Below are 20,268 nucleotides of genomic sequence, written 5' to 3' on the forward strand. Positions count from 1 at the left end.
TCCGGCCGAGTCGGTCGGACACCGAGTCGGCCGGACCACGTTCAGTTCCCCCGCCCGAAGGCGGGGTACCCACGGAGGAATCCCGATGAAGTCCCTGAAGGCCGCTGCTGTCGTCGCCGGATCCCTGGCACTCGCGGGCACCGCCGCGCCTGCGTTCGCCTACAACTCCGCCGACCTCACGCCCACCAGCCTCAACGGCGGGGTGAACACGCTCACCAAGGGCCCCCTCGACCTCTCCGAAGCGTCGCCCCTGCACCACCAGTCGCATGTGCTGGACACCGAGAGCAAGGACTCCGTGCTCAGTACGGCCAAGGAGGCGGCCGACACGCTGAACCAGCACAAGCCGCTGCTGGGCGGCCTGCCGCTGCACGGCTGACGTAGGGCTGCTCGGCTGCTCGGCTGCTCGGCTGTACGGCTGACGCGCGGTGGGCCGGGGAGCGCGTGCGTACGGAAGGATCGCTCGTTCGGGTGGACGCCCGGAAGACCGTAGGCCGTACGGGTGAGAGAGCCCCGGGTCGCCTCCCGCCCCGTGGATAGGGTCGCGCGGTGACCTCAACCTCAAGCGAAACGCGCCCCTACCACCCGGCCGATCTGGGCACGCTCGTCATGATGGCCTGGAGCGGCGAGGCGCCCGACGGCAAGGACATGCCGTACCTCCTCGCCTACTCCCTCGGCGACGCGGCGGGCGGCCCAGAGGTGACGTCCGCCGCGGTCGAGGAGTTCCTCACGAGCAACGGGCTCCCCGTGGGCGGTGACCTGGTCGACGGCATGGTCAAGCCCAGTATTCCGGTCGGCCTGCTGGTCGAGGCGGGCCAGGCCGTGGTGAGCATGCCGACGCTCACCGCACAGTGCGACGCACCCCCGGAGTGGCTCGCCGCGGCTGCCCAACGGGGCTTCGCCTACCTGGTGTTCACGACCCGGGCCTGGCCGGAGGCCGTCCCCGGCCGCCCGGTCGACGCCGGAGCGCTGGCCGGGTTCGCCGGGGCCGAGGAGACCCTCACGGCCGCCGCGCACGTGGTGCTCCGGGCCCGCAGCCTGCGCCGCTGAGCCCGCGGTCCGCATCATTGAGTCGCACTCCACGTCGCTGACGGACCGTTGGACACCGCTGACAGACCGTTGGACGTTCGCTGGCAGACCGTCGGACGATCACTGCAACGGCCGTTCGACGAACACCACATCGGCCATCGGACGATCACACATTTGGCCCTCTGACGGTAACCAGGCGGTGCTCACGACGGTTACGGCTACGGACACCGAACGGGTCCGACCCGAGACCAAGGAGCGCACCATGGCCGCCTACCGTTCCGGCCCGGAGAGTCCCCCGCGCCGCAGGGACCTGACGCGAGGTCTGCTCGCCACCGCGGCAGCCCTGGTGCTCACACCCGTGCTGGCGGCGTCACGTCCCCCGCAGGACGGAGCCGGCACGGGAACCACGGCCGGAACCGGGGTCGGTGGTGGTGCGGGCTCCGGAGCCGGTGGGGCTGTGGGATCCGCGGCCGACGACCTCGCCTTCGCCGAGACGTACCGGGGCCGCCGTATCAAGGGCATCCGCACCCCTGCGGGCCTCACCGCCGAGACGGTGACCGAGGAGTGGCAGGTCACCGTGGACGGCCGCCCGCTGCATCTGATGCGCCGGGCGGACGGCAGCTGGCTGAGCATGGTCGACCACTACCGCTCGTACCCAACCCCCCTCGCGGCGGCCCGCGCCGCCGTCGACGAGATGGGCCCCAAGGAGCGGTTGCGCGAGCTGGCCCCGGGTCCGATGGACGACATGGGCCCGCGAACCGGCGGCCACCGCACGCACCTGCACGCGGACGGGCACATGGGGGGTGACCGTGGCGTACACGCGTAAGGACGCCAGCACGCTGACCCGCACCGAGCGGCGGCGTTTCGTCAACGCGATGCTGGAGCTCAAACGGCGCGGCGAGTACGACGAGTTCGTGCGGATGCACCTCGAGTACTACACCTCCGACGGCGAGGACGGCCTGCGTACGGCCCATATGACGCCGTCCTTCCTGCCCTGGCACCGCAGATTCATCCTGGATCTGGAGCGAGCGCTGCAGCGGGTCGACGCGTCGGTGACGATGCCGTACTGGGACTGGACCCGAGACCGCTCGACGACGTCGGCGCCCTGGACCGAGGATCTCCTCGGCGGCAACGGACGCCGCTCCGACCGCCGGGTGACGACGGGACCGTTCGCCTACGCCACCGGACGCTGGACCATCACGGAGGGCGTGACCGACAGCAAGGCCCTCACCCGGGACCTGGGCCGCGCCGGAGCCCCGATCGCGCTGCCGACGAAAGCCGAGCTGGACAGGGCGCTGGCCGACCCCGCCTATGACGTCTGGCCCTGGGACTCGACGGTCACGAAGGGCTTCCGCAACAAGCTGGAGGGCTGGGGGACCGGCGGCGGAAGCGCGTCCTGGCTCAACCACAACCGGGTGCACCGCTGGGTCGGCGGCGCCATGCTGGGCGGCGCCTCGGTCAACGACCCGGTGTTCTGGCTGCACCACGCCTTTGTGGACCTTCAGTGGTACCGCTGGCAGCTCCGCCACCCCGGCGCCCGCTATCTGCCCGCCCGCCCCCCGGGCCCTGGCGACGAGCAGCACAACCGCGTCATCGCCCGCGGCCAGAAGCTGCCGCCGTGGGACGTGACACCGGCGGAACTTGAGGACATGAGCGGGATCTACCGCTACGCATGAGCGGGATCCACCATTGCAGGTGAGCGGAATCCACCGCTGCGGGTGACGGTGTCGCCCTCAGACGACCGGAGCCCCGGCGCTCGAGGTGCCGGGGCTCCGGTCGTCTGAGGTGTGCCTCAGTGGCCGTAGCCGCCGTTGCCGTGGTCGTGGTGGTGGTGACCGCTGGCGTTGACGCAGGTGTTGCCGAACGCGGGGTTCAGCAGACCGGTGGCGTCGACGGTGTTCCCGCAGACGTTGACCGGCACGTGGACCGGGATCTGGATGACGTTGCCGGACAGGACACCGGGCGAGCCGACAGCCGCACCATGGGCACCCGCGTCCGCCAGGGCCAGACCGGCCCCGCCGAACACCACGGCACCGGTGCCGGCGATGACGACGGCTGCCTTCGCGATGCGAGACATCACGTTCTCCTTCTGAACTCGGTGGCTGCGGCAGCAGACGCGCCGCCGCACTCCTCGTTCAACGCGATGGAAGGAACCGGGTCACGGCAGCGGCCCGCGGATCACCCGCCCGAACAAAGAATCTGCCGCCGTCCGGGCCGGCTCACGTCTCCCGCTGCGGGGTGTACTCGTCCAAGGTCAGCCCGAAGGTCCAGGCCACCCCCTCGCGTGCCGTCCGGGTACGGGGCGGGACCCTGAGCCAGTAGGTGCGGTGGGTGCCGTCCGGCTCGGGGGTGGAGTTGACGACCTCGACCATCACCAGCGGCTCGTCGCCCTCCAGAGCGATCCGCCACAGCACGCCGGCCTCGTCCCGCTGCAACGGCTCCGCGCCGGAGTCGGCGAGGTAGCGGTCGTAGCCGTAGTGCTCCAGCATCACGCGGCGCAGTTCCGCGTTCTCCTCCTCCCGGATCCGCTGCGGGGTCAGGGTGGCCAGCCCGCCCAGGAACTCGGCGGGAACCGGCATGCCGTGCCAGGCGTGCAGCGCGAAACCGTCGGGGTAGGCCAGCGCCGGACCGTCCGCCCGGTCCAGCCGGCCCGCCTCGTCGCGGTGCAGTTCCAGCGGCCGTTCCGTGACGATCACCGTCTTCTCGTACGGCCACCACCAGCCCGCCGCGCGCGCCACCGCGGCGATCCCCTTGAGCGGTTCCGCCCCCTCCTGGCCGTCGAAGGCCGCCAGCCACGGCGCGTCGTGCTGGCCCAGCACCGCGTCCAGCAGCACGATCCGGGCCGGCCCCTCACCGCCTGGCGCGTCGGGGGACTCGGCCACGCCCGTCCGGATCCGTTCCGTCAGCATGGTCGTCGTGTCCCAGAGCTGAGCCCCCGTCATGGCCCAGTGCGCCGCCCAGGCGGCCGGGCCGAGCCGGTCGAAGACCCTCTTGCGGGCGTCGGCCCACGGCTGGGTTCGCACCTCGTCGACGACGCTGGGGCCGGTGGTGCCCTCCGCCGTCAGCCGCACGGCCAGCGCCACCGCCTCGCGGGGCGAGCCCGCCCACACGATGCGCTCCGGCGCGGCCAGGCCCGCCAGCCGGTAGGCCAGGCGCACCCCTTCCTCCGCCGCCGCACGGTCCGCCGGGCCGGTGGCCGCCGCGACCGCCCGCCACACCGCCGTCACGTCCGTCGCGACCGCCGTCATGTCCGCCGTCATATCTGTCGCGACCGCCGTCGCAGCCATCGAATCCGTCACGCCCGGCTCGCTCGGTCCGGTTTCCGCCGGCTCCGTCATCTCTCCGCCCCCGTCTTCCTCAGTCCGCCACGATCCGCACCGCGCCCGGCACGTACTCCCGCTGCCGCACCACCCGGTACCAGCCCTTCGGCAGCGGTATCGCCCCGTGCTCCTCGTGCACCACCCGTCCGCCGTCCGGGAGATGGAGGAACGCGGCACCGAACGGGCCCGTCTCCCGGACCAGGGTGCCCGGACCCACCACCGCGTGGGCGTGCCCGGTGACCTCGCCGAGGGCCAGCACCAGCCTGCCCCGGGCATCCCGCGGCTGCCGCGGCAACCGGTCCGTGCCCGGCGGTACATCCGCCTCAGCGACGGGCACGATCAGGACGTCCCCCTGCCGGTACATGCGTGTCTCCCTTCGCCGTCGGCGCACTTCGCCGAAGCGGTCCATCTCCACGCCGACGACGCTACGCGGGGGGTCTGACAACGCCCCTGACCTGCCGGTTCGTCAGTCCGCGGGCGGCATACGGCGATCCGCCGGAGCGACTGGGGACGGCCTGCGGACGGTCTGCGGCGGCGTTGTCAGTGGCGCTTGGTAGAAAATGTGCAAGCAGCGCACCGTGATCACAGATCACATGTCCGCCTCAGGAGGCCAGCAGCATGTCCCCCGTCGAGCATCTGAAGGAACTGCACGGCCTCCCGGCCTACGACTTCCCCGCGCCCGGCGCACAGCAGGAGCTGCCGGAGGCGGGTGCGGTCGCCTGGCGGCTGGCCGCCGATCCCTACGGCGACCGCATGGAAGGGGAGTTCGGCGAGGTGTGGGACCGCTTCGTCGGCTCGGTCGACCTCTCCGCCGTCCGCGCCATCGTCGTCGGGCAGTGGGACGAGCCGTACGACAACGACTCCGGCGTCGTCGTGCAGCGGCTGGTCGACGCCCGGGACCGGCTGACGAGCCTGCGTGCCGTGTTCATCGGCGACCTGGAGATGGAGGAGTCCGAGATCTCGTGGATCGAGCAGTCCGACGTCACGCCGGTCCTCGACGCCTATCCCCTCCTTGAGGAGTTCGGGATCCGCGGCGGCACGGACCTGCGCTTCCCCGCCGTCCGGCACCAGCACCTGCGCACCCTCCGTATCGAGGCCGGCGGCCTGCCCGGCGAGGTGGTGCGCGGCATCGCCGCCAGCGAACTTCCCGCGCTCGAAACCCTTGAGATATGGCTCGGCGTGGACGGGTACGGCGGTGACGCGACGGTCGCCGATCTCGCGCCGATCCTGACGGGCGGGCAGTTCCCGGCGCTGCGCCATCTCGGTGTGCGCAACAGCGAGATCCAGGACGAGATCGCCGCCGCGGTCGCCTCGGCACCGGTCGTCGCCCAGCTCGAGTCGCTGAGCCTGTCCCTGGGCACCCTCACCGACACCGGTGCCGAAGCCCTGCTCGGCGGCCAGCCCCTGACCCATCTCAAGCGGCTCGACCTGCACCACCACTTCCTGAGCGCGGCCATGACCGACCGGGTCCGCACGGCCTTCGAGTCCGCCGGGACCGACGTGGACCTGTCCGAGCAGCTGAGCCCGCAGCGTTGGCAGGACGAGGAGTGGCGGTATGTCGCTGTCTCCGAGTAGCCGCACCGCCGCTCTGTCCGCTGCTCCGCCCGGGCCTGTCGGCGCGTTCGCCGTCGTGGGCAATCCGGAGAACCGCCGGACCACGATGTTCGCCGACGCCGTCCGTGCGGCGGGGCACGCGCAGCCGCGTGTCGTGGCGTGGCGGGATGTGCTGCGCGGGCGGTTCATGTTCCGGCCGGGGGAGTTCGTAAAGATCGACTCTCCCGGTGAGAACACCGAGGTCGACCGCCTGCTCCGGGACACCGACGACCCCACCCGGGTCGAGGGCACGGCCCTCTGGTACCGGCGCTTCACGGCAGCCGTGCGGGAGGTGACGGACGCCGCGCACCGTGCGGGCGCGGTGCCGTCCGCCGACGCGGAGGAGGTCGCGGTGCTGTTCGACAAGCGGCGCTGCCACGCCCGGCTCAGCGCCGCCGGGGTCCCGGTGCCGACGGCGGTCACGGGACGGGACGGGGGCTCGATCGGCGGCTGGGAGGAGCTGCGGGGGCGGCTGAAGGAGGCGCGCGTATCGCGGGCGTTCGTGAAGCTCGCGCACGGTTCGTCGGCCTCCGGTGTCCTCGCGCTGTCGGTGGCGGGCCCCGGCCGGGTCAGAGCGAGGACCTCGGTGGAGACAGGCCCCGACGGCCGCCTCTTCAACTCGTTGCGGGTACGGCAGTACGACTCGGAGTGCGAGGTCGCCGCCCTTGTCGACGCCCTGGCCCCGGACGGCCTCCACGTCGAGCAGTGGGTGCCCAAGGCATCGCAGGGCGGTCGCGCGGCCGATCTCCGGGTGGTCGTGGTCGCCGGGCGCGCCACGCACGCCGTCGTACGGACCAGCCGTCACCCCATGACGAATCTGCACCTGGGCGGCGCCCGCGGCGACCTCGACACGGTCCTCGAGGCGATCCGCTCGGCGGGTGGCCGCTTCGAGCAGCTGCTGGAGACCGCCGAGCGGGCGGCGGCATGCTTCCCGGGCACGCTGTGCGTCGGGGTGGATGTCCTGCCGTACACCGGCTGGCGCCGCTTCACCGTCGGCGAGGTGAACGCCTTCGGCGACCTCCTGCCCCGTCTGACCGGCCTGCCGGGCAGCGGCGCGGAGGGCCTGGACACATACGCCGCGCAGGTCGCCGCCGCAGGGGCGGGCGCCGTACAGCCTTTGCCGGTGACCGCCGCCGCACAAGGAGCCCCGTCATGACCGGCACAGCCGAAGCGGTGGACATGAACGAGATCGTGGGCACCCACGACCTCCTCATGGTCACCCTCGACACCCTCCGCCACGACGTGGCCCAGGAGTTGGCCGCGGAGGGCCGAATCCCGAACCTGGTCCGCCACCTGCCCGGCGGTGTCTGGGAGCGCAGGCACGCTCCCGGCAGCTTCACCTACGCCTCCCACCAGGCGATGTTCGCGGGCTTCCTGCCCACCCCGGCGGCCCCCGGACCGCATCCGCGGCTGTTCGCCGCCCGCTTCGAGGGCAGCGAGTCCACGGCGTCCGGGACCTTCGTCTACGACACACCCGACTTCGTGTCGGGTCTGGCCGCCGTCGGCTACCGCACCGTGTGCATAGGCGGCGTCGGCTTCTTCAACAAGCGGGGACCACTGGGCTCGGTCCTGCCGGGGATGTTCCAGGAGAGCCACTGGGAGCCGGAGTTCGGGGTGGCGTCGCCGACGTCGTTCGAGGCGCAGGTGGACCGTGCCGAGAAGGTCGTCGCCGGACTCCCGGCCGAGCAGCGGCTGTTCCTGTTCATGAACATATCGGCACTGCACCAGCCCAACTGGTTCCATCTGCCCGGCGCCACCCGTGAGGCGGGTGACACCCGGGCGACCCACGCTGCGGCACTGGAGTACGTGGACCGGCACATCGGGCGGCTGTTCACGGCCGTACGCAGCCGCCGCCCGTGCTTCGCCGTCGTCTGCTCCGACCACGGCACCGCGTACGGCGAGGACGGCTACACCGGCCACCGTATCGGCCACGACGTCGTCTGGACCGTGCCGTACGCCCACTTCCTTCTCGACGAGGCACGATGACCACCAGCACCACCACCAGCACCAGTACCACGACCGCTGGCACCACGCCCGCCCCCATCACCACAGCCCGCACCACCACCGAAGCGACGACCGGGACCAGCCCCGTCCCTGTCCTCCCCCGCCCCTACCAGAACTACGTCTACGCCTACCCCCACAAGACCGCCTACCGCCCCCTGCACCGCGCGGACGCCGCCCTGCACGCCCTCTGGGCGGACGAGCCGAAGGACGCCCTCTCCCTCTACTTCCACATCCCCTTCTGCGAGGTGCGCTGCGGCTTCTGCAACCTGTTCACCCGCATCGGCGCACCCGACGGCCTGACCACCGCCTACCTTGACGCGCTGGAGCGCCAGGCGACGGCGGTGCGCGAGGCGCTGGGCGACGGGGCGAGGTTCGCCAACGCGGCCTTCGGCGGCGGCACCCCGACCTTCCTGACCGCCGCCGAGCTGGCGCGGCTGTGCGATCTGGCCGAGCGGGGGCTGGGCGCCGACCTGACGGCGATACCACTCTCCGTGGAGGCCTCGCCCGCCACCGCGACGGCCGACCGGCTGGCGGTGCTGGCGGCGCGCGGCACGACACGGCTGAGCCTGGGCGTGCAGAGCTTCGTCGACACGGAGGCCCGTTCGGCCGTACGCCCGCAGCGCAGGGCGGACGTCGAGGCGGCCCTCGGCAGGATCCGCGACACGACGATCCCCGTGCTGAACATCGACCTCATCTACGGCATAGACGGCCAGACCGAGGACTCCTGGCGCCGCTCCCTCGACGCGGCCCTCGCCTGGCGCCCGGAGGAGCTGTACCTCTACCCCCTGTACGTCCGCCCCCTGACCGGCCTGGGCCGTCACCACTCAGGCACCGGAGCGGCGCACACGGAGACCGACGCCGCATGGGACGAGCGGCGCCTGCGCCTGTACCGCCACGGCCGCGACCACCTCCTCGCCCACGGCTACGAGCAGGTGTCGATGCGCATGTTCCGCCGCGCGGACGCCCCGGACACCGGCGCCGGGGACTACGCGTGCCAGACCGACGGCATGGTCGGCCTCGGCTGCGGCGCCCGCTCGTACACCTCCGAGCTGCACTACTCCTTCGACTACGCCGTGGACATGCGGCAGATACGCCGGATCGTCGACGACTACACGGCCCGCGGGACGGAAGACTTCCGGTTCGCGGACTTCGGCTGGCACATGGACGCGGAGGAGGCCAGACGGCGCCACCTCCTCCAGTCGCTGCTCCAGGCGGAGGGCATGCCGGTGGAGGACTACCGAACCCGCTTCGGCACGTCACCCCCCGAGGACTTCGCGGCCGAACTGACCCGCTTCACGGCCCGGGGCTGGCTGGACGACTCCACGGGCCCCGCCCTCCTTCGCCTCTCCCCGGAGGGCCTGGCACACTCCGACGCCCTGGGCCCGGAGCTGTTCTCGGCGGCAGTGAGGGAACGCATGGCCGCGTACGAGACGAAGTGACGGGGACGGCCCCGATGACCCCCATGGACCTCACGATCCTCTACCGGGGCCCGCTGGCGTCGTGCGACTACGACTGCCCGTACTGCCCCTTCGCCAAGCGCCGGGACACCCGCGCCCAACTGACCGCGGACCGCACGGCCCTGACCCGTTTCGCAGACTGGGCGACGGCCCAGCGGGACGACAGACTCTCGCTGCTGTTCACGCCATGGGGTGAGGGCCTGGTCCGTTCCTGGTACCGGCGCACGCTCACCGAGTTGAGCCGTCTGCCGCACATCCGCAGGGTGGCGATCCAGACGAATCTCAGCTGCCGCACGGACTGGCTGGCCGGTGCCGACCTGGACACCCTCGCCCTGTGGTGCACCTTCCACCCCGGCCAGACGCCCTACGACCGCTTCCTCACCACATGCCACGACCTCGCCGACCGGGGCGTCCGCCACAGCGTCGGCATCGTGGGCCTCCCCGAGCATCTGGAACCGGCGCGCCGCCTGCGCGCCGACCTCCCGGCCCACGTCTACCTCTGGGTCAACGCCGCGGAGGGCCACACGTACACCGACCCGGAGGCCGCCGACTGGACGGCCCTGGACCCCCTCTTCCCTTACAGCCGCCACCCGCACCGCAGCGCCGGCCTGCCCTGCCGCACGGGCGAGTCGGTCGTCTCGGTGGACGGCGAGGGCATGGTCCGCCGCTGCCACTTCGTCCCCGACCCCCTGGGCAACCTCTACGACAACACCTACCGCGAATCCCTACGCCCCCGCCCCTGCCCCCTCACCCACTGCGACTGCCACATCGGCTACGTCCACCTGGAAACCCTCCCCCTGTATGACGTCTTCGCGGGCGGAGTACTGGAACGCATACCGGCGCAGGGGCATGCGGTTCGCAGGGCGCCACAGGGAGCGGACGTGCCGCCCTGACCTCGTGAGTGTCCAGCCGAAGAGGTAGGGCTCAGGGGCGAGGGCGGTAGGGATCGGCGTACGGCTCCAGGGACTGGTGGACCTCTGCCCGCACAGGATTCATGAGCGGGCCGGGGGCGTAGTAGCGGGCGCGGGCCTTGCCATGCGGCACGAGCCAGCCACGCGTGACGAGCTCGCGGATGTCGCGGATGGCCTGCTGGTCGCTGAGGTCGGCGTCCTGCTGGTAGACGGTGCGACGGACCTTGGCATCGGAGAAGGCGGGCAGCAGGGCGTAGACGACACGCTCATCCAGGCCGGTCTCCTCAACGGCTTCGACGAGGCGGGTCCAGGCGCGGGACATCACATCGAAGCGCCGCTGGGCCTGTTGCGCCTGGCGGTGGTGTGCGGTCAGGCAGAACCGGATCCAGGGGCGGGTGTCCCGCTCAGGACTCCAGCGCGCACCGCCTACTTCCTCCAGGACCTGGTAGTAGGCATACGTGTTCTGGCCGCGGCCGAGCCACTCTTCGATGGAGGAGAACTCCGGCGGCATGAGCGCCTCGCGGGAGAAGACGAGGGTGGACAGGGCGCGGGACATGCGTCCGTTGCCGTCCTTCCACGGGTGGATCTTGACGAGGTTGAGGTGGGCCATGGAGGCGCGCACGTGGACAGGTGCGTCGAGATCCCCTTCATTGAGCCACTCGATGAACTCCTGCATCAGCGCGGGGACATCCTCGTGGTCGGGCGCTGTATAGGCGGGGACCAGGGGGTCGTCGGGGCTGGTGACATAGACGGGGCCGTCGCGCCAGCGGCCGGGGCGCTTGTCGAGGTGGTGACCCTGCAGCATGAAGTGCAGACCGTTGAGCAGCCCGGTGTCGTACCGGAAACCGGCACCGGCGTCGGCGAGGGCCTGGATGTAGGTCATGCCCCGCTGGTAGCCCTCCAGCTCTGCGCGGGTCCGTTCCCCGGTCTCCAGGGGTTCCTCTCCGGACATGAGCGCTTCCACGTCGTCGACGGTCGCGGCGTACCCCTCGATGGTGTTCGAGCCGGCGATCGCGCGGGCGGTGAGGTTGCGGCGCAGCTGCCGTGTCCAGCGGGGGGTGGCCCGCAGCATGTGCCGCAGGGCGCGGCGCATGGCCGCGATCTCGTCGAGGGCGCGCAGATCGTCGCCGTCCAAGGGAGGTGTCATGTAGAGCACCCAACCAATGACACTATGATTGTGTCATTCGGTCAAGCGGGGTCGAGGTGCGTCGCACGTCCCGGGCCTCGTGGACGAGGATGGCCACCTGGACCCGGTTGGCGCACCCCCGCTTCAGGGGTAGATCTTCTTCTTTTCGGCCAGCATGGCAACGAACTTCTCGATGCGGGACGCCCTGGTCTGTGGCTTCTTGGCGTCCTGGACCCGGTAGAGGATCGCGTAGCGGTTGCGGCTGTCGAGGGTGGCGAAGAACGCGCGGGCCTCGGGGGCGGCGTCCAGGGCCGCCTGGAGGTCGTCGGGGACCGACGCCTTGCTCTGGCTGGCGTACGCCGCTTCCCAGCGGCCGTCTCCCTTGGCCTTGTCCACCTCGGCCAGGCCCGGCGCGCACATACGCCCCCGCGCGATGAGCTCCGTGGCCTTCTCCCGGTTCACCTTCGACCACTTGCTGCCCGGCCGCCGCGGGGTGAAGCGCTGCAGCCAGTGCTGCTCGTCCAGCTTTTTCTTCTGTCCGTCGATCCAGCCGTAGCAGAGCGCCGACTCCAGCGCCCCGGCGTAGTCGAGGCCGTCCAGTCCGGAGCCTTTCTTCGGGATCTTCAGCCAGACACCCGAGACCTCGGAGTGGTTCTCCGCGAGCCACGTCTCCCAAGCCTCCTGCGTGGCGAAGGCGAGGACCGGGTCTTCCGGACTCCGTGCTCCAGACATGACCTCATTAAAGCTCGCCGATGACGATCCCGTCCCGGAACGCGGCCCACTCGGAGGCGGTGAAGCGCAGGGGCTCACGGCCGAGGTTCTTGGAGTCCCGGACCGCCCTTGCGCCGCCGGGGAGTTCGGCGACTTCGACGCAGTCATGCTCCGCGCCGCTGGCGGACGCCTTCCGCCATATCGCCGCTGTGAGGTCATGGGCGTACAACTCGGCTTTGGCGTGGGTCACTTTCGGTGCCTCTCCTCCAACTCGGCGATTCTCGCGAGCGAGTCCTCCACCGGAAGCGCCGTCGCGCGGATGCGTTCGACGGCTTTTGCGAAGGGCGCTGCATCCTCGCCCTCAACGTACGTCGCGCCACCGAGGTTTTCCAGGAGTACTACCGGAGGCATCGGCCGGGGGAACGTAGTCAGGGTGAAGCCGCCGATGATGCCGGGGTGTGCGGTTGAGTCCAGTGGCATCAACTGCAGTGTGACGTGAGGCATTTCGGATACATCGAGGAGTCGCCGGAGCTGTTCACGCATCGTCGCGGGACGTACGGCGAAGCGCTGGTGGAGCGCTGCCTCATGGACGATCGCCCACAATTCCGGAGCCGTGCCGGGACGGGAGAGGACGGACTGCCTGGCCATACGCACCTCGGTCAGCGCGGCGACTTCTTCCGGCGTGCGGCTCGTTGTCACGCCGGAGATGGTCTCGCGCGCGTACGCGGCAGTCTGGAGCAGTCCGGGGACGACCAATGGGGACCAGGCGCAGATCGTCTCCGCGTCCGTCTCAAGGGAGATGTAGTCGGCGTAGTTGGGTGACACGATCGCGCTGTACGTCTGCCACCAGCCCTTCTTGCCTGCGTCCTGCGCCAGAGCCTTCAGCGCGTCCTTCACCTGGGTGTCTTGCACCCCGTACACGGTCAGGAGTGCCTCCACCTCGGCCGGTTTGATGGCCTGGGTGGCGCCCTCGATCTTTGAGAGCTTGGGTGCTCTCCAGGTCATGGCACCTGCGGCGCCGTCGAGGGTCATTCCGGCCTCGTTGCGAAAACGCCGCAGGCTGGCACCCAGGCGGCGGCGTCGAACGGTCGGTACAAGCGGCGAGTTGGGCATGGATGGAGTCTGGCGACGCCGTTGGGGGCGTCGCACGCCATCGCGAGGATTTCACTCTTTCGGGGGGAAATGTTTCTACCTGGGGGAGAATGGGGGCTGCCGGGTGCAGCCTGGACCTGTTCCAGCTGACCGTCCAGGAGGCGCCATGCACCCCACCGCAACCCCCCACCTCACCGCCCCCGGCTACTACCTCCGCCCCCGCCCCCAGGGCTTCGCCGCCCACATCTCCGCCTCGCCCCCGAACCTGCGGGCCGTAAGGGAGTTGACGCGCGCCGAGCTGCTCACGCAGGGCCTCGCCCCCGGGGTCGTCGACTCTGCTCAGCTCGTCCTGTCCGAGCTGGTCGGCAACTCCGTGCGGGCCTGCGGGGACCACGTTCCGCTCGTGGTGGAGGTGTACGTGACGTCGTACGGCATCGCGGTGAACGTGCACGATCCGGACCCCGGCGTACTGCCGCGGCGGCGGGCGATCGCGCTCGACAGCGCGGAGGCGGAGGGCGGGCGGGGGCTCGGGCTGGTCGACCTGCTCGCGCCCGGGTGGCAGGTACGGCGCTCGGCGATCGGGAAGCAGGTGCGCTGCCGGGTGCCCGCCGAGGAGACGTGAGAGACCCGGTTGGCGCGCGGCGAAGGAGTCCGGAAGCGCACCGTCCTCCGGCGGCAATGACACCGGGCTCACGGCCTTGTGGAGAAGATGGGCGATGACCGCGAGCGCCAGGAGCGCGGCGGTAGTTGACAGTTGACAAGGGTGGCGGCGAGCAGGAGCAGCGCCCAGGAGGTGGCGGCCGAGGTGAGGACACGGGCGACCGGCGCCGTGGACAGTCCCCGACCACCTGCGGGGCCACGGCGGCCAGGAGGAGCGAGAGGATCAGAGGGACGTGGACGTCGACCCTCATTGCTCCTCGACGAGAAGGTCACGCAGCGTCTGCTCCTCTTGCGGGGTCAGCCCGCTCACGAACTGCTGAAGCGCGGCGATCGGGTCGGGCCCGCGGTCCAGGGCCCGGTGCATGGCCTCGGCCGTCACCTCGGCGGCGTTCTTCGCCGGGCGGTAGGCGCCCCGGCGTCCGTTGACATCCCGCAGGACCAGCCCTTTGTCGTACAGGCGCTTGAGGATGGTGTGCACGGTGTTGTAGGCGAGGCCGCCGCCGAGCCGCTCCTGGATCTCGGCCGGGGACAGCGCCTCCTCGGTCGCCCAGAGAGCGGCCAGGACCTCGCCCTCCAGTGCGCCGGCGCTGCGCCGTTCCCCACTCCCACGGGGAGAAGTGCCTGCCATGCGGGCACCTTACAGTGGGTGGGGTGGCCGCACCCGGGGGAGGCCGGGGCTGCCGGGGAGCTCTCCGGCAGCCCGTTGCGGCGGAGACGTCAGTGCTACGGAGCCTGTCCGTGACCGGACACTCGATCAGCTTTCCGCAGAAGTGACCTGTTCCATGGGTACGTCTTTCATGGGTCCGTCGGGCTGGCTCCTCCGGCGCTGGGGCAGGCGGGGCGGGGTGAGGAAACCCTCGGCGCGGGCGCCGGCGAGACCGATGCGGGCCAGGTCGGCGGTCTTCTCGAAGAGCAGGAAGCGCGGCTCCCAGACCGGCCGGTACTTGGCGTTGGCGCGGTAGAGGGACTCGATCTGCCACCAGCGGGAGAAGAAGGTGAGGATCGAGCGCCACAGCCGCAGCACCGGCCCCGCGCCGAGGCGTGCGCCGCGCTCGAAGACGGCGCGGAACATGGCGAAGTTCAGGGATACCCGTCGTACACCCAACTCCTCGGCGTGCAGCAGGAGTTCGACGACCATGAACTCCATCAGGCCGTTCTCGCAGTCCCGGTCGCGGCGCATCAGGTCCAGTGACAGCCCGTGCTCGCCCCACGGCACGAAGCTCAGCAGTGCCCGCGGCTCGCCCTCGGCGTCCCGGCACTCGAGCATGGCGCAGCACTCGTCCTCCGGGTCGCCGAGCCGCCCGAGCGCCATGGAGAAGCCGCGCTCGGTCGCGCCGTCGCGCCAGCGGTCGGCCCGCTCGATCAGCGTGGCCATCTCGCTCTCGGGGATGTCGGCGTGGCGGCGGATGCGCACGGTGTAGCCGGCCCGGCGGACGCGGTTGTGTGCCTGTCGTACGACCCGCATGGCGCGCCCGTCGAGGGTGAAGTCGGCGAGGTCCACGATGGCCTCGTCGCCGAGTTCGAGAGCGTCCAGGCCGTGTCGTGCGTAGATCGTGCCGGCCTCCTCGCTCGCGCCCATGACCGCGGGCGTCCAGGCGTGTCGGCGGGTCTCGGCGAGCCAGGCGTCGATGGCGCCGGGCCACGCCTCGGGGTCGCCGATCGGGTCGCCGGAGGCGAGGCTGACGCCGCCGATCACGCGGTAGGTGATGGCGGCCTTGCCCGTCGGTGACCACTTGACCGCCTTGTCACGGCGGAGCGCGAAGTAACCGAGGGAGTCGCGCTCGCCGTGCCGGTCGAGCAGCGTACGCAGCCGCTTCTCGTCCTCCTCGCCTAGGAGTTCCCGGCCGCGGGGTGAGCGGAAGCAGGCGTACAGGACGAGGCAGAAACTCGCCGCGACCGAGATGTTGACGATGACGTCGACCCAGCGCGGCGCGTGCACGGTCGACACACGGTCGGCGAGCGGGCCGACGCTGATGCCCCGCAGCAGCGTGTACGCGACCTTGTCGAACAGCGTGGCGTGATGCAGCTTGTTGGTCGCGTCGACCAGCAGCGTGCCGATCGTGCCGCTGACCAGGATGCCGCCCGTGCCGACGGCGAGCGCCAACTTCGGGTTGGACGGGTCCCCGACCGCCTCGAACTCCCGGCGCCCGATCACCAGCGCGGCCACGAACAGGCCGGTGAGCAGAGCCGACCCCCAGTTGAACAGGTGCATGCGGAAGGGGTTTTGGGTGAGCGCGACGGCGTACAGCGCGAACAGCGGCCCGGCGAAGGCCATGTTGACCGTCCAGGCGGCCCGCTTCCTGCGCCGCATCACCATCGACAGGAAGATGGCGAGCGCGGCCGAGACCAGGCCGGCGGTGGCCAGGTACGGCGTGAAGTAATCACCCGCGTGCTGCGCGTGGAACTGGTGGAACCCGTGGGAGGCGTGGGTGGCGTAGATCCGGCCGGTGTTGTGCTCGTCGACCTCGCGCCGGAACGGCACCGATATGACCGCCGCGACGTTGAGCAGGGCGATCAGCCGCAGGTACCAGACGGTGAACGCGGCCGCCCGCGCCCGCAGCCGGGACAGGGTTAGCGGCTGTTCGGGGGAGGTGCGCGGGCGGGGGGTGAGGGCTGCCTGCTGCTGGACGGTCATGACTGGGGGTCACCTTGGGGAGTGAGCGGTGGGATCGGTGTGGGTGGGATCGGCGCAGACGGGGACGGTGCAGGTGGGGACGGGGTGTGGGGCGGGCCGTGACGTCCCTGATCTCTTCTGCTCCGTAGTTCCAGGCGTACCTGGGACCGGCCGCACGCGATCGAGCTCCGCCCGGTATCCGCGATCGATGCACGGTGCTTTGTCCGCATTTCTTCCCGCATGTCTACCGTCCGCCCGCGCCCTACGCCTTGTAGTGCGAGGGGAACGCTACATCTTGCAGGAAAGGAAGAGGTATGGATGAGGACCGGGCCCTGCGCAGGGACACCCCCGGGGCCGGGGTGAGTTTCCTCGGGCGCCGAGGGGGTGGTGGGGCCGGGACGGAGAAGGACGGCCGGCCCTGGTGGCCGCCGGCCTGTTCACCTTGCGTGCCGCACTCCGCGAGGACGGTGCCGCTGCGCCGATTCCGGGTGGGTGACCCGGATCTTCGACTGGCCGTGCGGACGCTTCTCCCAGTCGTCCATGAAACGGGCGGTCAGACCGTGCTGCTCGGCCAGCGAGATCAGCGTCTCGGTGCGGTAGTAGAAGTCCTCGTGCAGCACATGGTGCTCGGGGCCATCCGTGCGGTCGAAGGTGAAGTCGAAGAAGCCGTCCGGGGCGAGCACGCGCCCCACGTGCGCCAGGCACTCCTCGATGACCGCAAGCGGAGAGTGCGAGAACACGCTGTGCGCGTGCACCACCGTGAACCAGCCCTCCGGCAGGAAGCCCAGCGTGAGGTCGCCGACCGGGGTCAGACAGGGCAGCCGGTCCTGCAGATCGTGCCGTACGAGAGTCTTCTGTGCCTCGATGAGGATGTCGGGTGAGATGTCGACGCCGTAGTAGTGGCCGGGCTCCAGGTAGTCGATGAAACGCCATCCGGCGCGAAGGTTCCCGCAGCCGATCTCCAGCATCCGGTCCTGCGGCGTCAGACCGTGTTCGAGCAGATAGTCGAACTGCATCTGACCGAGCGCCAGCCAGCGTGCCTCCGACCCGCTGCCGACGGCTCGGTCCGGGCTTCGCGCGGTGTCGGAGGCCATGACGGCCCGGTAGTAGGAGACATGGTCGCGGTGCCTGAGGCCGAGCCAGACGTCCCGTGCGGCCCGCCTCAGGTAGGGCGAGACGCGGTCGGGATGCAGTACGGCGTATCGCAGCTTGTGGGGCAGACTCGCGCGGTTGGCCGACAGCTTCGGCTTCGGCTTCGGCTTCGGCATGGCCCCGCTCCTGTCATGGGTGACCTTCCGTGTCGAGAACGTAACACCGGGTGGCTTGGTGCCCCAGTGGGAGAGCGCGTACGGGGGAACGCCGAGGGGCCGGACAAAGCGATTCCAGCCGGACTGCCGCCGACTTCCCCAGGGGCTTTGCCGCTCCCGCGCAGCCCCTCCGCAGGGCGTGCTGAACCGCGTCCGACCAGCAGCCCGACTGCAGTCTGACCGGTAGCCCGACCAGCAAAAACGCCCTCCCGAAGGGGAGGGCGGAGACGGGCGCCCCCGGCAGGACTCGAACCTGCGGCCAAGCGCTTAGAAGGCGCCTGCTCTATCCACTGAGCTACGGGGGCCGGTGGTGGTGGCCTCGGTCGTGGTGCCCGGGTGTGGGCTGATCCGTGACGTTGCCGGGGACAAGGATAGGGCTCCTGGATCCTTGTCCCTGTTGCTTCGCCTCCGTGGCTCGATGTGGAGGTTCGGTGAAGCGGTCCTGATAATCGCAGGCAGGTACGAATCGTGCACCACCTTTGGCGCCTCACGCACCGGGTGTTGTGCACTCGTTATGCCTGGGCTGTGCCTGTGTCCCAGTCACCCCTTCTGCCCCTTGTGTCCGCTCGGCGCGCAGACATGCCCATATGCTTCAGAATTCCCCTAAAATTGGGCATTCTTCACGTGTGGTGACCTTGGACGTACGGCCCCAGCTGCTCGACGCGCTCTCCGCCCTGCGCGACCGCGTCGCCGCCGCCAGCTTCCCGCTGCCCCTGGCGGGGGCTCCCCGCGCGCGTGCCAATCGCGACGAACTGCTCGCGCAGCTCGACGACTACTTGGTGCCCCGCCTGAGAGAGCCCGAAGCGCCCTTGCTGGCCGTCGTGGGCGGCTCCACCGGCGCCGGCAAATCGACCCTCGTCAACTCCCTCGTGGGGCGGCGGGTCAGCGAGGCGGGAGTGCTGCGGCCGACGACACGCACCCCGGTGCTCGTCTGCCATCCGGAGGACCAGCACTGGTTCAGCGGGATGCGGGTCCTTCCCGGGCTCACCCGCGTGTGGGTGCCCCATCAGGAGCCCGGACAGGGACCCGGACAGGGGCCCGGACATGGGCCCGGACAGGGACCCGGACAGGGACCCGGACATGGGCCCGGACATGGGTCCGGGCAGGGGTCGTCGGCGGCGACCGTGGCAGGCAGCACCGGGCAGGGGCTCGGGCAAGGGCTCGGGCGGGGGGCCGGACGCGGTGCCGGGCAGGGCGCCGGGGCGGGGCCGGTGTCCGGCTACGACCCCGGCGACGAGCTGCTGTTTCCCGGTGAGGACCCCGCGCACGTCCTGCGTGTCGAGACCGTCGACACGCTCCCGCCCGGCCTCGCCCTCCTCGACGCCCCCGACATCGACTCCCTCGTCGCCGAGAACCGCGTCCTCGCCGCCCAGCTGATCTGCGCCGCCGACATCTGGGTCATGGTCACGACGGCCTCCCGCTACGCCGACGCCGTCCCCTGGCACCTGCTGCGCACCGCCAAGGAGTACGACGCCACCCTCGTCACCGTCCTCGACCGCGTGCCCCACCAGGTCGTCTCCGAGGTCTCCCGGCAGTACGCCGCCCTCCTGACCAAGGCCGGACTCGGCGACCTGCCCCGCTTCACCGTGCCCGAGCTGCCCGAGTCCGCCTGGGGCGGCGGACTGCTGCCCGCCAGCGCCGTCGCACCCCTGCGGACCTGGCTCGTCCACCAGGCCCAGGACCCCGGCGCCCGCCAGCACTCCCTCGCCCGTACGGCACGCGGTGTCCTCGACTCCCTCAAGGCCCGCATGCCCGAGCTGGCCGCCTCCGCCGCCGCCCAGCACGCCGCCGCGCTCCGCCTCACCTCGGCCGTCGACATGGCGTACGACAGCGAGCACACCCGGGTACGCGGTCGGCTCCAGGCCGGTGCCGTGCTCGCCGGGGACGCCCTCAAACGCTGGCGGGCCTTCCCCCTCGACTGCGCCCCCGGCGAACTCCTCGACGCCCTCACCGAGAGCCTCGGTGCCCTCCTGCTGTGCGCCGTCACCGGCGCCGACGAACGCGTCGACGAGGCATGGCGGCGCGAACCCGCCTCCGGCGCGCCCGGGCTGCACGGTGAGGATCCCGCCCCGGACGGCGCCGAGCACCGTATCGGGATGGCCGTACGGCGCTGGCGGCGCGAGCTGGAGGAGTACGCCGAGGACGAGGTGCGCGCCCTCGAACGCCCCGCCGCTCACGACCCCGAGCTGGTCACCGCCCTCGTCGCCACCGCCCTGCTCGGCGGCCGACGGGCCCGCTCCGCCGGTGAGGGACTCGCCGAGCGGCTCGGTGCCCACGGCGCGCTGCGGCTGCGCGACCGCGGGGGGCGGCTGCTCACCCAGTACGTCGACCAGGTGCTGCACACCGAACGCGAACGCAGACTCGCACCGCTCGACGCCCTGGAGGTACATGTCGAACCCCAGGCCGAACTCATCGCCGCGCTGTCCGTACTCCAGAAGGAAAGGTGA

General features: G+C 71.1%; 21 protein-coding genes and 1 tRNA gene. 11 read left to right on the forward strand and 11 right to left on the reverse strand.

All coding sequences use genetic code 11. The features are described 5' to 3' along the window. Positions 1–85: 85 nt before the first annotated feature. From ACSYGN_RS26230 to ACSYGN_RS26245, 4 genes are all read left to right on the forward strand, one after another. Entirely contained in the window at positions 86–376 is a 291-nt protein-coding gene (locus tag ACSYGN_RS26230) for a hypothetical protein (protein WP_460399703.1), read from the forward strand. 170 nt (positions 377–546) lie between these two features. Beyond that, entirely contained in the window at positions 547–1,047 is a 501-nt protein-coding gene (locus ACSYGN_RS26235) for a DUF5949 family protein (RefSeq protein WP_460399705.1), read from the forward strand. A 241-nt stretch (positions 1,048–1,288) separates the two neighbouring features. After that, a complete protein-coding gene (locus ACSYGN_RS26240) occupies positions 1,289–1,852 on the forward strand; it encodes a tyrosinase family oxidase copper chaperone (protein ID WP_460399707.1) in 564 nt (187 codons plus the stop codon). Next, positions 1,836–2,702, forward strand: coding sequence for a tyrosinase family protein (locus ACSYGN_RS26245; protein ID WP_460399709.1), 867 nt, complete (start codon positions 1,836–1,838; stop codon positions 2,700–2,702). The genes ACSYGN_RS26240 and ACSYGN_RS26245 overlap by 17 nt, the downstream gene beginning before the upstream one ends. Before the next feature lie 116 nt (positions 2,703–2,818). Here ACSYGN_RS26245 and ACSYGN_RS26250 read toward each other — a convergent pair whose 3' ends face one another. From ACSYGN_RS26250 to ACSYGN_RS26260, 3 genes are all read right to left on the reverse strand, one after another. Next, positions 2,819–3,103: a chaplin gene (locus tag ACSYGN_RS26250; protein WP_460399711.1), complete on the reverse strand. Its 285-nt coding sequence runs from the start codon at positions 3,101–3,103 to the stop codon at positions 2,819–2,821. 142 nt (positions 3,104–3,245) lie between these two features. Further along, positions 3,246–4,274, reverse strand: coding sequence for a DUF6745 domain-containing protein (locus tag ACSYGN_RS26255; RefSeq protein ID WP_460399714.1), 1,029 nt, complete (start codon positions 4,272–4,274; stop codon positions 3,246–3,248). A gap of 109 nt (positions 4,275–4,383) precedes the next feature. Continuing rightward, positions 4,384–4,710: a hypothetical protein gene (locus ACSYGN_RS26260; protein ID WP_460399716.1), complete on the reverse strand. Its 327-nt coding sequence runs from the start codon at positions 4,708–4,710 to the stop codon at positions 4,384–4,386. Positions 4,711–4,964: 254 nt separating this feature from the next. Between ACSYGN_RS26260 and ACSYGN_RS26265 the strand changes: the two genes are divergently transcribed. The 5 genes from ACSYGN_RS26265 to ACSYGN_RS26285 are packed head-to-tail and all read left to right on the forward strand — an operon-like array spanning position 4,965 to position 10,293. After that, entirely contained in the window at positions 4,965–5,921 is a 957-nt protein-coding gene (locus ACSYGN_RS26265; protein WP_460399718.1) for an STM4015 family protein, read from the forward strand. Next, entirely contained in the window at positions 5,902–7,095 is a 1,194-nt protein-coding gene (locus tag ACSYGN_RS26270; protein WP_460399720.1) for an STM4014 family protein, read from the forward strand. Before ACSYGN_RS26265 ends, ACSYGN_RS26270 begins: the two co-directional genes overlap by 20 nt. A gap of 23 nt (positions 7,096–7,118) precedes the next feature. Beyond that, positions 7,119–7,925 carry an STM4013/SEN3800 family hydrolase gene (locus ACSYGN_RS26275; RefSeq protein WP_460403757.1) on the forward strand — a complete coding sequence of 269 codons (807 nt, stop codon included), beginning with the start codon at positions 7,119–7,121 and terminating at the stop codon, positions 7,923–7,925. Further along, on the forward strand, positions 7,922–9,382 hold the full coding sequence (locus ACSYGN_RS26280) for an STM4012 family radical SAM protein (RefSeq protein ID WP_460399722.1): 1,461 nt from the start codon (positions 7,922–7,924) through the stop codon (positions 9,380–9,382). The genes ACSYGN_RS26275 and ACSYGN_RS26280 overlap by 4 nt, the downstream gene beginning before the upstream one ends. 23 nt (positions 9,383–9,405) lie before the next feature. Beyond that, complete coding sequence (locus tag ACSYGN_RS26285) at positions 9,406–10,293, forward strand: STM4011 family radical SAM protein (protein WP_460399724.1); 888 nt, start codon at positions 9,406–9,408, stop codon at positions 10,291–10,293. A 31-nt stretch (positions 10,294–10,324) separates the two neighbouring features. On the opposite strand, the gene ACSYGN_RS26290 is transcribed toward ACSYGN_RS26285, so the two are convergent. The 4 genes from ACSYGN_RS26290 to ACSYGN_RS26305 form a co-directional block, all read right to left on the reverse strand. Continuing rightward, on the reverse strand, positions 10,325–11,458 hold the full coding sequence (locus ACSYGN_RS26290; RefSeq protein WP_460399726.1) for a Fic family protein: 1,134 nt from the start codon (positions 11,456–11,458) through the stop codon (positions 10,325–10,327). Between the two features lie 123 nt (positions 11,459–11,581). After that, positions 11,582–12,169, reverse strand: a complete 588-nt coding sequence (locus ACSYGN_RS26295) for a YdeI/OmpD-associated family protein (RefSeq protein WP_460399728.1) — start codon at positions 12,167–12,169, stop codon at positions 11,582–11,584. Between the two features lie 7 nt (positions 12,170–12,176). Next, positions 12,177–12,398 (reverse strand): DUF397 domain-containing protein, encoded by a 222-nt coding sequence (locus ACSYGN_RS26300; RefSeq protein ID WP_460399730.1) that lies wholly within the window; start codon positions 12,396–12,398, stop codon positions 12,177–12,179. Continuing rightward, the gene (locus ACSYGN_RS26305; protein ID WP_460399732.1) at positions 12,395–13,261 is read right to left on the reverse strand and encodes a helix-turn-helix domain-containing protein; all 867 of its coding nucleotides are present in this window, start codon (positions 13,259–13,261) and stop codon (positions 12,395–12,397) included. The genes ACSYGN_RS26300 and ACSYGN_RS26305 overlap by 4 nt, the downstream gene beginning before the upstream one ends. Positions 13,262–13,406: 145 nt before the next feature. Here ACSYGN_RS26305 and ACSYGN_RS26310 point away from each other — a divergent pair, with 145 nt between their 5' ends. Next, complete coding sequence (locus tag ACSYGN_RS26310; protein WP_460399734.1) at positions 13,407–13,862, forward strand: ATP-binding protein; 456 nt, start codon at positions 13,407–13,409, stop codon at positions 13,860–13,862. 285 nt (positions 13,863–14,147) lie between these two features. Here ACSYGN_RS26310 and ACSYGN_RS26315 read toward each other — a convergent pair whose 3' ends face one another. The 4 genes from ACSYGN_RS26315 to ACSYGN_RS26330 all read right to left on the reverse strand — a co-directional run bounded on the left by ACSYGN_RS26315 (position 14,148) and on the right by ACSYGN_RS26330 (position 18,126). Continuing rightward, positions 14,148–14,528, reverse strand: coding sequence for a BlaI/MecI/CopY family transcriptional regulator (locus tag ACSYGN_RS26315; RefSeq protein WP_460399736.1), 381 nt, complete (start codon positions 14,526–14,528; stop codon positions 14,148–14,150). Between the two features lie 126 nt (positions 14,529–14,654). Next, positions 14,655–16,535, reverse strand: a complete 1,881-nt coding sequence (locus ACSYGN_RS26320) for a phosphatidylglycerol lysyltransferase domain-containing protein (protein WP_460399738.1) — start codon at positions 16,533–16,535, stop codon at positions 14,655–14,657. 416 nt (positions 16,536–16,951) lie between these two features. Beyond that, positions 16,952–17,782 (reverse strand): class I SAM-dependent methyltransferase, encoded by an 831-nt coding sequence (locus tag ACSYGN_RS26325; protein WP_460399740.1) that lies wholly within the window; start codon positions 17,780–17,782, stop codon positions 16,952–16,954. 271 nt (positions 17,783–18,053) lie between these two features. Continuing rightward, positions 18,054–18,126 (reverse strand) — tRNA-Arg (locus tag ACSYGN_RS26330). A 330-nt stretch (positions 18,127–18,456) separates the two neighbouring features. Here ACSYGN_RS26330 and ACSYGN_RS26335 point away from each other — a divergent pair. After that, entirely contained in the window at positions 18,457–20,268 is a 1,812-nt protein-coding gene (locus ACSYGN_RS26335) for an ATP-binding protein (RefSeq protein ID WP_460403759.1), read from the forward strand.

Source organism: Streptomyces sp. YIM S03343 (assembly GCF_054729195.1).

Bases quoted from the DNA above. Each gene is read 5' to 3' on its own strand.
- ACSYGN_RS26230 (WP_460399703.1), top strand. From the start codon at position 86: ATGAAGTCCCTGAAGGCCGCTGCTGTCGTCGCCGGATCCCTGGCACTC.
- ACSYGN_RS26240 (WP_460399707.1), top strand. From the start codon at position 1,289: ATGGCCGCCTACCGTTCCGGCCCGGAGAGTCCCCCGCGCCGCAGGGAC.
- ACSYGN_RS26250 (WP_460399711.1), bottom strand. From the start codon at position 3,103: ATGTCTCGCATCGCGAAGGCAGCCGTCGTCATCGCCGGCACCGGTGCC.
- ACSYGN_RS26255 (WP_460399714.1), bottom strand. From the start codon at position 4,274: ATGACGGCGGTCGCGACGGACGTGACGGCGGTGTGGCGGGCGGTCGCG.
- ACSYGN_RS26260 (WP_460399716.1), bottom strand. From the start codon at position 4,710: ATGTACCGGCAGGGGGACGTCCTGATCGTGCCCGTCGCTGAGGCGGAT.
- ACSYGN_RS26265 (WP_460399718.1), top strand. From the start codon at position 4,965: ATGTCCCCCGTCGAGCATCTGAAGGAACTGCACGGCCTCCCGGCCTAC.
- ACSYGN_RS26270 (WP_460399720.1), top strand. From the start codon at position 5,902: ATGTCGCTGTCTCCGAGTAGCCGCACCGCCGCTCTGTCCGCTGCTCCG.
- ACSYGN_RS26275 (WP_460403757.1), top strand. From the start codon at position 7,119: ATGAACGAGATCGTGGGCACCCACGACCTCCTCATGGTCACCCTCGAC.
- ACSYGN_RS26280 (WP_460399722.1), top strand. From the start codon at position 7,922: ATGACCACCAGCACCACCACCAGCACCAGTACCACGACCGCTGGCACC.
- ACSYGN_RS26285 (WP_460399724.1), top strand. From the start codon at position 9,406: ATGGACCTCACGATCCTCTACCGGGGCCCGCTGGCGTCGTGCGACTAC.
- ACSYGN_RS26290 (WP_460399726.1), bottom strand. From the start codon at position 11,458: ATGACACCTCCCTTGGACGGCGACGATCTGCGCGCCCTCGACGAGATC.
- ACSYGN_RS26295 (WP_460399728.1), bottom strand. From the start codon at position 12,169: ATGTCTGGAGCACGGAGTCCGGAAGACCCGGTCCTCGCCTTCGCCACG.
- ACSYGN_RS26305 (WP_460399732.1), bottom strand. From the start codon at position 13,261: ATGCCCAACTCGCCGCTTGTACCGACCGTTCGACGCCGCCGCCTGGGT.
- ACSYGN_RS26310 (WP_460399734.1), top strand. From the start codon at position 13,407: ATGCACCCCACCGCAACCCCCCACCTCACCGCCCCCGGCTACTACCTC.
- ACSYGN_RS26315 (WP_460399736.1), bottom strand. From the start codon at position 14,528: ATGGCAGGCACTTCTCCCCGTGGGAGTGGGGAACGGCGCAGCGCCGGC.
- ACSYGN_RS26320 (WP_460399738.1), bottom strand. From the start codon at position 16,535: ATGACCGTCCAGCAGCAGGCAGCCCTCACCCCCCGCCCGCGCACCTCC.
- ACSYGN_RS26325 (WP_460399740.1), bottom strand. From the start codon at position 17,782: ATGCCGAAGCCGAAGCCGAAGCCGAAGCTGTCGGCCAACCGCGCGAGT.